The following is an 11,547-nucleotide window of genomic DNA, read 5'->3' as shown; positions in this document are numbered from 1 at the left end:
GGGCGTCGGCTCGCCGTCGAGGTCGCCGCTCTCACGCAGCGCCGCCACCATCTGCTCGCGCGCGCTGAAGGTCGTCTTGCCCTTGAGCTCCTCGTACGCCGCCGCGGCGGCGTCGCCGGCGAGCCACTCGGGGGTTTCGCGCAGCAGCCGCCCGTCGCGACCGATGACCGTGCGGACCGGCAGGTTCAGCTCACGCCACCACATGACGTCGGTGAGGTCGCCGAAGGTGCAGCACATGGCGATGCCGGCACCCTTGTCGGGCTCGGCGGCGGGGTGGGCCAGCACGGGGATCTCCACACCGAAGACCGGCGAGGTGACCGTGGTTCCGACCAGGTCGGCGTACCGCTCGTCGTCGGGGTGCGCGATGAGGGCCACGACACTGGGGATCAGCTCGGGGCGGGTGGTCTCGATGTGGACGGGCTCGCCGTCGGGGCGGTGGAACGCGACCCGGTGGTAGGCACCCGGGTAGTCCCGCGCCTCGAGCTCGGCCTGGGCCACCGCCGTCTGGAAGGTGACGTCCCAGAGGGTCGGCGCCTCCTGGAGGTAGGCCTCGCCGCGCGCGAAGTTGCGCAGGAACGCGGTCTGGCTCACGGCCTGGGACTTGGCCCCGATGGTCGTGTAGTTCTCCGACCAGTCGACCGAGAGGCCCAGGGTGCGCCAGAGCGACTCGAAGACCTTCTCGTCCTCCTCGACGAGCCGCTCGCACAGCTCGACGAAGTTGGGTCGGCTGATCGGGACCTGCTTCTTGGCGTCGGGCTTCTGCGGCGGCGTGAAGTCGGCGTCGTACGGCAGCGACGGGTCGCAGCGCACGCCGTAGTAGTTCTGCACCCGGCGCTCGGTGGGCAGGCCGTTGTCGTCCCAGCCCATCGGGTAGAAGACTGTCTTGCCCTGCATGCGCTGGTAGCGCGCGATGAGGTCGGTGTGGGTGTAGGAGAAGACGTGCCCCACGTGCAGGCTGCCGCTCACCGTGGGCGGCGGGGTGTCGATGGAGTAGACGTCCTCGCGGCTGCGGGTGCGGTCGAAGCGGTAGGTCTGGTCGGCCTTCCACCGCTCGGCCCAGCGGGACTCGAGGCCCTCGAGCACGGCCTTGTCCGGTACGACGACGGCACGCCGCTCGGCGCTCGTCGGTTCCGGGGCCTGGTTCTCGGGTGTCTCAGTCATGTGGGCATGCTACGGAAGGGCCTCCGGCCTGCGAAAACCAGTTCCGTCGCGGTCGCGCGGCTGGCTAGCGTCGCGCCATGGACCTGGAGCTCCTGACCGACCCGGCGGACTTCCTCGAGGCCGCCGCCGACCACCTCGCCGCCACCCCGGTCCTGGCCACCGTGGTCGCGACCGTCGCCTCCCGCAGCGTCTCGGAGGTCGAGGACGGGATCGCGCAGGACCCGCGCCACTGGTACGCCGTGGCCCGCCACGGCGACGCCGTGGTCGGGGTGGGCATGCGGACGGCCCCGCACGGCGACCGTCCGGCGTACCTCCTCCCGATGCCCGACGAGGCGGCCCGGCTGCTGGCCCGCACCGTCCACGAGCGCGGCGAGGACCTGGCCGCGGTCAACGGCGCGCTCCCCGCCGTGCAGGTCTTCGCCGACGAGCTCGGGGGGCTCTCCGGCCGCACGCCGCACGTCTGGGAGCACACCCGGCTCCACGAGCTGGCCGCGCTGGTCGAGCCGGCGCCGGTGCCCGGGGCGCTGCGACCGGCGGGGCGGGCGGACCTGGAGGTGTGCCGCGCCTGGTTCAGCGCCTTCCACAGGGACGCGGACGAGCAGGCCGGCCGTCCGCCCGGGCGTGCGGCCGTCGAGACGTTCAGCGACGAGGACCTGCTGCGCCGCATCGACGGCGGGCGCATCTGGTTGTGGGAGGACGGGGGAGAGGTGGTGCACCTGACCGGGGCCAACGCGCCGGCCTTCGGCGTGGCCCGGGTGGGGCCCGTCTACACCCCGCGCGAGCGCCGTGGCCGTGGCTACGCCAGCGCCGCCGTCGCGCAGGTGACGAGACTCGTCGTGGACCAGGGGGCGCGGGCCTGCCTGTTCACCGACCTGGCCAACCCCACCTCCAACCGGATCTACGCCGCCCTCGGCTACCGGCCGGTCGTGGACATGGCCCACGTCGTCCTGCGCTGACGTCGAGGGCCGCCCCGCCCCCTAGACTCGTGGGGAGATGAGTGAGCACGAGAATTCTGAGCACTGGCCCGACGCCCGCCCGGCCGAGACCTTCGCCGAGGTCGAGGACGCCCTGCTGTCCCGTTGGCCGGAGACCCGGCTGGAGCCGAGCCTGGACCGGATCGAGGCGTTCACCGAGCTCCTCGGGGAGCCGCAGCGCTCCTTCCGGACCATCCACCTGACCGGCACCAACGGCAAGACCTCCACCAGCCGGATGATCGAGACCCTCGTGCGCGCCCTCGACCTGCGGACGGGCCGCTTCACCAGCCCGCACCTGGAGAAGATGAGCGAGCGGATCAGCATCGACGGGGAGGCGTTGAGCGACGAGGAGTTCGTGCGCGCGTTCAACGACGTCGCGCCCTACACCCACCTCGTCGACGCCGACCAGACGCACCCGCTGAGCTTCTTCGAGACCATGGTCGGCATGGCGTACGCCGCCTTCGCCGACGCCCCGGTCGACGTCGCGGTGATCGAGGTCGGCATGGGCGGGACGTGGGACGCGACCAACGTCGCCGACGCCGACGTGGCGGTCGTGCTGCCCATCGCGGTCGACCACGCGAAGTACCTCGGCGACTCCGTGACCGCCATCGCCCACGAGAAGGCCGGGATCATCAAGCCCGGCTCGATCGCCGTGCTGGCCCAGCAGGAGGCCGACGTGGCCGCCCTGCTGATCGAGCGGGCCACCGAGGTCGGCRCGACCGTCGCCCGCGAGGGCATGGAGTTCGGCGTGGTGTCCCGGGTCCCGGCCATCGGCGGCCAGATGGTCGCCCTCCAGGGCATCCGGGCCCGGTACGACGACGTCTTCCTGCCGCTGTACGGCGCGCACCAGGCGCAGAACGCGGTGGTGGCCCTGGCCGCGGTGGAGGCCTTCGCCGGCGAGGAGCCGCTGGACGAGGACCTCGTCCGGGCCGCCTTCGCGGAGGTCACCTCGCCGGGCCGGCTCGAGATCATCCGCCGCAGCCCGACCATCGTGCTGGACGCCGCCCACAACCCGCACGGGGCGGCTGCGACGGCGGCTGCCATCGAGGACTCCTTCACCTTCTCCCCGCTGATCGGCGTGATGGGCGTGATGGGCGACAAGGACGCCGACGGCCTGCTGGAGGCCTTCGAGCCGCACCTCGAGCACCTCATCTGCACCCAGAACTCCACCTCGCGCTCGATGAGCGCCGACGCGCTGGCCGCCGCGGCCATCGAGATCTACGGCGAGGACCGGGTGACGGTGGTCCGGGACCTGGCCGACGCCATCGAGCGGGGCGCGACCCTTGCCGAGGCCGGCGAGGCCTTCGGCGACCCGCTGGGCTCGGGTGCGGTGCTGGTCACCGGCTCGGTCGTCACGGTGGGGGAGGCGCGGACGATGCTGCTGCGCCGGGGGCACCGGTGAGCGACGTCTCCGCACCGCGGGGGCAGGCGCCCCAGAACACCGAGCGCTCCCCGCGACGCGGGATGTGCGCGGCCGTGCTCTGCCTGGAGGCCATCACCGTCGGCCTGACCACGCCGGTGCTGATCACGATCGCCGACGTGCCGGTGGGCCGGGCCCTGGTCATCGGTCTCGGGCTGGCGCTCGCGTGCCTGCTGCTCGCCGGGATGCTCCGCGCGCCCTGGGCCTACACCGTCGGGTGGGTGCTCCAGGTGGGCGCCGTGGCCATCGGCTTCCTGGTCCCGCTGATGTTCCTCCTCGGCGGGATCTTCGCCCTGCTGTGGGGACTCGCCGACTTCCTGGGACGCAAGATCGAGCGCGAGCGGGCGGAGGCCTGGGCGGCGTACCGCGCCGAGAACCCGGACTGACCCTCTCCCGCCCTTTGTCGGGTCCTCGCCCTCCCCGCTCCCCGCCGTCGAGCGGTGGCTCACCCACCTTTTCCTCGACCGGGAGTGTGGCTCGCTGACCGCCCACCCGGCGTGTCCCGGCGCCGCGCCCGGGAAGCGGTGGCCCAGCCACCTTCCCCCGCCACGGAATGTGGCCTGCTCACCGCTCCCGGCGAACGAGGTGACCCACCCCCGGGCGCACGACGTGACCGCGCGCGCGACGGGTCCGGGCGCCGGATAGGCTCCGGCCCATGACTGAGCGTTCTCTCGTCCTCGTCAAGCCGGACGGTGTCCGGCGTGGCCTCACCGGTGAGGTGATCCGTCGCGTCGAGGCGAAGGGCTACCGCCTCGTCGCCCTCGAGCTGCGGCCCGCCACGCGCGAGCTGCTCGCCGAGCACTACGCCGAGCACGAGGGCAAGCCGTTCTACGAGCCGCTGGTGGAGTTCATGCTCTCCGGCCCGGTCACCGCGATGGTGCTCGAGGGCGAGCGCTGCATCGAGGGCTTCCGGTCGCTGGCCGGCGCCACCGACCCGACCGTGTCCGCGCCGGGCACCATCCGGGGCGACCTCGGCCGCGACTGGGGCGAGAAGGTCCAGCAGAACATCGTCCACGGCTCCGACTCGCCCGAGTCCGCCGCGCGCGAGATCGGCATCTGGTTCCCGGGACTCTGATCCCGTGAGGCGCGCGCTGGTCGTCGGGCTGCTCCTGGCCGGACCGGTGCTCGGTCTCGGCGCGTGCACGTCGGACGGGGGGACGCAGCAGACGCTCCCGGGCCTCGCGGAGCAGGGGTGCGACGTCGGCTACGACGACGTCCGCGGCCCCGAGCCCGGGGAGCCGCACGGCACCCTGCGTGACTACCGGGCGGCGGACGCCGTGTGCGACGCGTGGTGGCTCGACCTGCCCGACGACTTCGTGCCCCAGGGCCTCGAGGTCGCCGGATCCACGGCGTACGTCGTCGGGCACCGGTCCGGTGCGGTCGGCAGCAAGCCCTGCCAGGTCGCGGCCGTGGCACTGCCGTCGGGCGACACCCGCGCCTTCGCGGATCGCCTCGACCCGCCCGGCAGCCCGTCCGACGGCTCGGCGTACTGCCGCCACGGCGGCGGCGCCGCGCTGACCGATGCGGGGTTGTGGGTCGTCGAGACCTCTCGGCTCTGGCTGCTGGACCCCGACCGGCTCGACACGGACCCGGTGCTGCGCGTGTGGCAGCTCGGCGAGGGCGTGCGCGGCTCGACGCTGGCGGCGACCCGGGGTCGGCTGGTCGTCGCGGGCTTCCGACCCGACGGCCCCGGCCGTGCCCGCTGGTACGACGAGTCGGCACTGCTGCGGACCGGCGTCACCACCCTGGTGGAGGACGGTCCGGACGCGGGTCAGGTCGCCATGGCCCGCTCCACCCGGGTGCCCGCCCGGCTGCAGGGGCTCGCCTTCACCCGTGTCGGTGTGCCGTGGGTCGTCTCGTCCCGCGTCGCGTGCGGGGTGGTGCGCCCGGGAGGTCCGCCCCGGGACTTCGTGCCCGGCGCGGAGGACCTGGTGGTCGACCGGCGGAGCATCTGGACGGTCAGCGAGGCCAGCGCCCCGCCGTACCGCGACCCCGGAGGGGCCCTCGTGCCGCGGCTGCTGCGCCTCGACCGGACAGCCGTCGAGGACGGCGGCCCGGCGACCTGCGAGCTGTGACCCGCACMGGTGCGACCCGCCGCGCGTGTCCTGCCGAGAAGGCGCTCGTCGCCTCCTTACCCTGAGCTGAGGGCCGGCGACCCGGGTGTCGGCTCCTTCCCCGACCCGCAGTGTTTCGACACGCGAGCACAAGAGGCAGCGCAATGGCACACAGTCTCATCGGCCGCGACATGGCCGTGGACCTCGGCACCGCCAACACGCTGGTCTACGTCCGCGGCAAGGGCGTCGTCCTCGACGAGCCCTCCGTCGTCGCCATGAACGCCAGCACCGGCGAGGTGCTGGCGGTCGGGCACGAGGCCAAGCGGATGATCGGTCGCACCCCCGACAACATCACCGCCATCCGGCCCCTCAAGGACGGCGTCATCGCCGACTTCGAGGCGACCGAGCAGATGCTGCGCTACTTCATCCAGCAGGTGCACCGCCGCCGCTACTTCGCCAAGCCGCGGATGGTCATCTGCGTGCCGAGCGGCATCACCGCGGTCGAGCAGCGTGCCGTCAAGGAGGCCGGCTACCAGGCCGGCGCCCGCAAGGTCTACATCGTCGAGGAGCCGATGGCCGCCGCGATCGGCGCCGGGCTCCCCGTCCACGAGGCGACCGGCAACATGGTCGTCGACGTCGGCGGCGGCACCACGGAGGTCGCGGTCATCAGCCTCGGCGGCATCGTCACCAGCATGAGCGTCCGCACCGCCGGCGACGACCTCGACCAGGCGATCATCGCGTGGATGAAGAAGGAGTACTCCCTGATGCTGGGGGAGCGCACCGCCGAGGAGATGAAGATGACCCTCGGATCGGCCTTCCCGCTGCCGACCGAGCCGGAGGCCGAGATCCGTGGCCGCGACATGGTCTCGGGCCTGCCCCGCACCGTCGTGGTCTCCAGCGCCGAGGTCCGCCAGGCCCTCGAGGAGCCGCTGCACAACATCATCGACGCCGTCCGCGGCACCCTCGACCAGACCCCGCCCGAGCTGGCCGGCGACATCATGGACCGCGGCATCGTGCTCACCGGCGGCGGCGCGCTGCTCCGGGGCCTCGACGAGCGGCTGCGCCACGAGACCGGGATGCCCGTCCACGTCGCCGAGGACCCGTTGTCGTCGGTCGCCTTCGGGGCCGGCAAGTGCGTCGAGGAGTTCGAGGCCCTCCAGCAGGTGCTCGTCTCGGACCCGAGGCGTTACTGATGGGCGACACCCGTGAGCGGCGCTGGCGCGGCCTGGACCGCCTCGAGAGCCGCAACCGGCCACCTCGATCGCTGTTCGTCGCGCTGCTGCTGGCGAGCGTCACCCTGATCACCCTCGTCTACCACGGGGGGCCGGACTCGGCCATGGAGCCGGCCCGCCGCGCGGTCGGCGAGGCCTTCGGGCCGGTCGAGTCCGTCACCGCCGCGGTGGTGCGCCCCTTCACCTCGGTGCCCTCGTGGATGCGCAGCCAGGGTGCGCTCAGCGACGAGATCCGCGACCTGCAGGCCGAGAACTCCGCGCTCCGTACCGAGGTCGAGACCGCCGGCTTCGACCGCAACCGCCTCGAGTCGTACGACGGCCTCACCCAGGCCGCCCAGGACCTGGGCCAGGCGCTGGTCCCCGCCCGGGTGGTCGCCGTGGGCCCGTCGCAGTCCTTCAGCAACACCGTGACCATCGACGCCGGCTCGCAGGCCGGGATCGGCCCGGACATGACGGTCGTCAACAACGACGGCCTGGTGGGCCGGGTGCTGCGGGTGACCCGCTCCACCGCCACCGTCCTGCTCGTCACCGACACCGAGTCGATCGTCGGCGGCCGGGTGGGCTCGAGCATGGAGATCGGCTTCGTCCACGGCCGCGGCTCGCTCGCCGACGACGGCGGTCTCGACCTGCGCCTCCTCGACAACGCGGTCGTCCCCGCCGAGCACGACACCGTCGTGACGTGGGGCAGCGCGAGCGGCCCCTACGAGCGCGGCGTGCCGATCGGCGAGGTCACCGAGGTCTACAGCAGCCTGCTCGAGACCTCCCAGCGCGCGGTGATCAAGCCGTTCGTCAACTTCTCCGCCCTCGACGTCGTCGGGGTGATGGTGCCCACCGGCACCACCAGCGACCGCGCCGTGGTCGAGGCCGACGGGGCCCTGCGATGAGGACGGTCAGCCGATGAACCGACTCCGCGTCCTCGTCGCCCTGGTGGCGGTCCTCGTCGCGCTCGTGCTCCAGGTCTCGCTCTTCCCGCACCTGGCATGGCAGGGGATCGTGCCCAACCTGTGCCTGCTGGTCGTGGTCGCGGCGGCCCTGACCATCGACGCACCGTCCGCGCTGCTGCTCGGCTTCGCCGCCGGGGTGGCCCTCGACCTCGCCCCGCCCGCCGACCACGTCGCCGGTCGGTGGGCGCTCGCCCTGACGGTGGTGGCCTTCCTGGCCGCCCGGGTGCGCCAGGACGTCCGGCCCACGGCGGTCGCGGTCGTCGGCACCGTCGCGGCGGCGTCGTTCATCGGCACCTCGATCTTCGCGCTCACCGGGCTGCTGCTCGGCGACGCCTGGTCGGTCGCCGAGCTGCTCAAGGTCATCGTCGTCGCCGTGGTGTGGGACGTCCTGCTGACCCCGTTCGTGCTGCCGCCGCTGATGAGGCTCTTCGCCCGTCTCGACCCCCGGTGGGCCTCGGCCTGATGGGTGCGGTCAACGGTTCGCAGCGCAGCCGGCTGCGCCTGGTGGTGGTCCAGGCCCTCGTCTTCTCGCTCTTCGCCACGCTCTTCGTGCGGCTCTACTACCTCCAGGTCGTCGGCGGCGACGACTACCAGGCGATGGCTGCCGACCAGTCGGTCCGCGACATCGTGGTGCAGCCGCAGCGCGGACTGATCGTCGACGACCAGGGTCGCCCGCTCGTCGCCAACCGCACGTCGTGGGTCATCTCGATGGACCGCAACCTGATGGACAAGATGACCGACCGGCAGCGCACCGAGCTGGTGCGACGGGTGTCGGTCGTCGTCGGGGAGACCACCGAGGGCATCGAGCAGCGCCTGGTGACCTGCGGCCACGAGGGCAGCATCCGGGGCACCTGCTGGAACGGCTCGCCGTACCAGCCCGTGCCGGTGGCCACCGACGTCTCGAAGGACGTCGCGCTGCGCGTGCTCGAGCAGCCCGAGGACTACCCGGGCGTGGTCGCCGAGCAACAGAGCGTGCGGGCCTACCCCAGGCCCTACGGCGTCAACCTCGCCCACGTGCTCGGCTACCTCAGCCCGATCACCGAGGACGAGTACGACGCCGCGCAGGGTGTCGACGACCAGTCCCTCAACGGCGGCTCGTCGGTGGGTCGCGCCGGCGTCGAGAAGCAGTACGACCAGTGGCTGCGCGGCCTGCCCGGCTACCGCCGGGTCGCGGTCGACTCGATGGGCCGCGTCCTCGGCGACGACTCGACGGTGGAGAGCACCCCGGGCGACACGCTGGTCACCTCGATCGACGCCAAGGTGCAGAGCGCCGTGGAGAAGGCGCTGGCCGAGCGGATCCGGGTGCAGCGAGCCACCGTCGACCCCGTGACCAACCGCCCGTTCGAGGCCGACTCCGGTGCCGCCGTGGTGCTCGAGGCGAAGACCGGGCGGGTGGTCGCGATGGCCAGCCAGCCGACGTACGACCCGGGCGTGTGGGTCGGCGGGATCAGCACCAGCGAGCTGGACCGGCTCTACTCCGAGCAGGCCGGCACGCCGCTGCTCTCCCGCGCCACCCAGGGCCAGTTCGCGCCCGGCTCCACGTGGAAGCCGATCATGACGGCCGGCGCCCTCAAGAACGGCTACCGCACCGACAGCACCCTCACCTGCCCGTCCGGGGTGCAGATCGGCAACCGGGTCTTCCACAACCACGAGTCGTCGGCGATCGGCGGGGCGGTCACCTTCGCCAAGGCGCTCGAGGTCTCCTGCAACACCTTCTTCTTCCAGATCGGCTACCGCTACTGGCAGCAGTTCGGCAGCGACGAGGGCAACGTCGACGCGCGGGACCCGCTCGTCGAGGAGGCCCAGACCTTCGGCTTCGGCTCGCGCACCGGCATCGACATCCCCGGTGAGGCCCCCGGCCGCATCGCGGACCGGCACTGGAAGCGCGATTACTACGAGTCGATGAAGGACTTCTACTGCGGGATCGCGGACAAGCCGCAGGACGGCAAGACGAGCGACTTCGTCTACCAGTTCTCCCGCGAGTTCTGCATCGACGGCTACGCCTACCGGGCGGGCGACGCGGCCAACTTCGCGATCGGCCAGGGCGACACCATCGTCACGCCGCTGCAGCTGGCCCGCGCCTACGCGGCGATCTCCAACGGCGGCACGCTCTACGCCCCGACCATCGCCAAGGCCCTCGTCAGCCCGGACGGTGAGGTGCTCCAGCGCTTCAACCCCCGGCGCACGGGCTCGGTGCACGTCCCGACGAAGGACCTCGACTACATCGACGAGGCACTCAAGGGCGTCACCCGGGTCGGCACCATGGCCTGGAAGATGGGCGGCTTCCCGCTCGACGACGTCGTGGTGCGCTCCAAGACCGGCTCCGCGGAGGTCTACGGCAAGCAGTCGACCGGCTGGGTCGCCTCCTACACCGACGACTACGTGGTGGTGATGATGATGAGCCAGGCGGGCACGGGATCGGGGTCCGTCGGCGACGGCGTGCGCAAGGTCTGGGAGGCGCTGTACGGCGTGGACGGCGAGACGGTCAGGCCCCGCACCGCGGCCATCCCCGGCGTAGTCTCCCCGAAGAAGCTCCCCACCTTCCTCGACGACGGCTCCATCCTGCCGCCGGCCGTCGCGGGTGCAGGAGGCCTGTCGTGAGGACGCCCCACGCCCCCACCGGCCGGTCCGCGCTGCGCGCCCCCGGCCTGGACTGGCTGCTCATGGGGGCGGCGCTCGGCCTGGTCGCGATCGGGACCATGCTGGTGTGGTCGGCGACCTCGACCCGCGCCGACCTCACGGGCGGCGACGCCACGGCGTACCTGCGCAAGCAGCTGGTCAACGTCGCCATCGGCTTGGTGCTGATGGTGATGGTGCTGGCGACCGACCACCGCTGGGTGCGGATCCTGGCGCCCCTCGTCTATCTCGGCTCCATCGTGGGGCTCGTCGGCGTTCTCGTGGCCGGGAGCACCATCAACGGGTCGCGCTCGTGGCTCCAGGTGGGCGGCATGTCGATCCAGCCGTCGGAGTTCGCCAAGCTCGCGGTGGTGATCGGCATGGCGCTGCTGGTCGCCGAGCGCAGCGAGGGGCGCTGGCGCCGCGGCGTCAAGACGCCGGAGGTGCTGGGCATGCTGCTCATCGCCGGTGTCCCCGCGGCACTGATCCTGCTCCAGCCCGACCTCGGCACCATGCTCGTCCTCGCCGCGACCGTGTTCGGGGTGCTGGCCGTGGCCGGCGCGGCCCGCCGCTGGCTGGTCGGGCTGACGCTCGTCGGCGTCGGGGGCGCCGCCGTGGCGGTGGCGGCCGGGGTCCTCAAGGACTACCAGGTCGACCGGTTCATGGCCTTCACCAACCCCGGGCTCGACCCACGCGGTGCCGGCTACAACACCGAGCAGGCCCGGATCGCGGTCGGCAACGGCGGGCTGTTCGGCCAGGGCCTCTTCGAGGGCTCRCAGACCCGCTCGGGCTTCGTGCCCGAGCAGCACACCGACTTCATCTTCACCGTGGCCGGCGAGGAGCTCGGGCTCGTCGGGGCCGGACTGCTGATCGCGCTGCTGGGCGTCGTCATCTGGCGGGCGCTGGCCATCGCGATGGACACCGACGACGTCTTCGGGCGGGTGGCAGCGGCCGGCATCGCCTGCTGGTTCGGCTTCCAGGCCTTCCAGAACGTCGGCATGTGCCTGGGGATCATGCCGGTCACCGGCGTGCCGCTGCCCTTCGTGTCGTACGGCGGGTCGTCGATGTTCGCGGGCATGCTCGCGCTCGGCCTGCTGCAGAACATCCACCTGCGGGCCTCGGCGCCGCTGCCGACCCGGTTCCTCG

Annotated in this window: 11 protein-coding genes; 10 read left to right on the top strand and 1 reads right to left on the bottom strand. The window is 72.5% G+C overall.

Features of this window, described 5'->3' with window-relative positions:
• Positions 1-1,161, bottom strand: a 1,161-nt coding sequence (locus ACXJKL_RS05105) for a class I tRNA ligase family protein (protein ID WP_457205976.1), incomplete at its 3' end; no start/stop codon positions are given.
• A gap of 77 nt (positions 1,162-1,238) precedes the next feature.
• Between ACXJKL_RS05105 and ACXJKL_RS05100 the strand changes: the two genes are divergently transcribed.
• From ACXJKL_RS05100 to rodA, 10 genes are all read left to right on the top strand, one after another.
• Positions 1,239-2,117: a GNAT family N-acetyltransferase gene (locus tag ACXJKL_RS05100; protein WP_457205975.1), complete on the top strand. Its 879-nt coding sequence runs from the start codon at positions 1,239-1,241 to the stop codon at positions 2,115-2,117.
• A 37-nt stretch (positions 2,118-2,154) separates the two neighbouring features.
• Positions 2,155-3,537, top strand: a complete 1,383-nt coding sequence (locus tag ACXJKL_RS05095; protein ID WP_457205974.1) for a bifunctional folylpolyglutamate synthase/dihydrofolate synthase — start codon at positions 2,155-2,157, stop codon at positions 3,535-3,537.
• Positions 3,534-3,941, top strand: a complete 408-nt coding sequence (locus ACXJKL_RS05090) for a DUF4233 domain-containing protein (protein WP_457205973.1) — start codon at positions 3,534-3,536, stop codon at positions 3,939-3,941. Before ACXJKL_RS05095 ends, ACXJKL_RS05090 begins: the two co-directional genes overlap by 4 nt.
• Positions 3,942-4,210: 269 nt before the next feature.
• Positions 4,211-4,630, top strand: a complete 420-nt coding sequence (gene ndk / locus ACXJKL_RS05085) for a nucleoside-diphosphate kinase (RefSeq protein WP_457205972.1) — start codon at positions 4,211-4,213, stop codon at positions 4,628-4,630.
• A 4-nt stretch (positions 4,631-4,634) separates the two neighbouring features.
• A complete protein-coding gene (locus ACXJKL_RS05080) occupies positions 4,635-5,630 on the top strand; it encodes a hypothetical protein (RefSeq protein WP_457205971.1) in 996 nt (331 codons plus the stop codon).
• Positions 5,631-5,773: 143 nt separating this feature from the next.
• Positions 5,774-6,802 carry a rod shape-determining protein gene (locus tag ACXJKL_RS05075; protein WP_457205970.1) on the top strand — a complete coding sequence of 343 codons (1,029 nt, stop codon included), beginning with the start codon at positions 5,774-5,776 and terminating at the stop codon, positions 6,800-6,802.
• Complete coding sequence (gene mreC / locus ACXJKL_RS05070; protein ID WP_457205969.1) at positions 6,802-7,725, top strand: rod shape-determining protein MreC; 924 nt, start codon at positions 6,802-6,804, stop codon at positions 7,723-7,725. The genes ACXJKL_RS05075 and mreC overlap by 1 nt, the downstream gene beginning before the upstream one ends.
• Before the next feature lie 13 nt (positions 7,726-7,738).
• The gene (mreD, locus tag ACXJKL_RS05065) at positions 7,739-8,248 is read left to right on the top strand and encodes a rod shape-determining protein MreD (protein WP_457205968.1); all 510 of its coding nucleotides are present in this window, start codon (positions 7,739-7,741) and stop codon (positions 8,246-8,248) included.
• The gene (gene mrdA, locus ACXJKL_RS05060; RefSeq protein WP_457205967.1) at positions 8,248-10,386 is read left to right on the top strand and encodes a penicillin-binding protein 2; all 2,139 of its coding nucleotides are present in this window, start codon (positions 8,248-8,250) and stop codon (positions 10,384-10,386) included. The genes mreD and mrdA overlap by 1 nt, the downstream gene beginning before the upstream one ends.
• A partial coding sequence (gene rodA / locus ACXJKL_RS05055; RefSeq protein ID WP_457205966.1) for a rod shape-determining protein RodA occupies positions 10,383-11,547 on the top strand: 1,165 nt, incomplete at its 3' end. The genes mrdA and rodA, both read left to right, overlap by 4 nt.

It is taken from the genome of Nocardioides sp. P5_C9_2 (genome assembly GCF_054049555.1).
This window is presented reverse-complemented; position numbering and strand designations above follow the sequence as displayed.

Coding starts and splice junctions, on each gene's coding strand:
- ACXJKL_RS05100 (WP_457205975.1), top strand. CDS start 1,239: ATGGACCTGGAGCTCCTGACCGACCCGGCGGACTTCCTCGAGGCCGCC.
- ACXJKL_RS05075 (WP_457205970.1), top strand. CDS start 5,774: ATGGCACACAGTCTCATCGGCCGCGACATGGCCGTGGACCTCGGCACC.
- mreD (WP_457205968.1), top strand. CDS start 7,739: ATGAACCGACTCCGCGTCCTCGTCGCCCTGGTGGCGGTCCTCGTCGCG.
- mreC (WP_457205969.1), top strand. CDS start 6,802: ATGGGCGACACCCGTGAGCGGCGCTGGCGCGGCCTGGACCGCCTCGAG.
- mrdA (WP_457205967.1), top strand. CDS start 8,248: ATGGGTGCGGTCAACGGTTCGCAGCGCAGCCGGCTGCGCCTGGTGGTG.
- ndk (WP_457205972.1), top strand. CDS start 4,211: ATGACTGAGCGTTCTCTCGTCCTCGTCAAGCCGGACGGTGTCCGGCGT.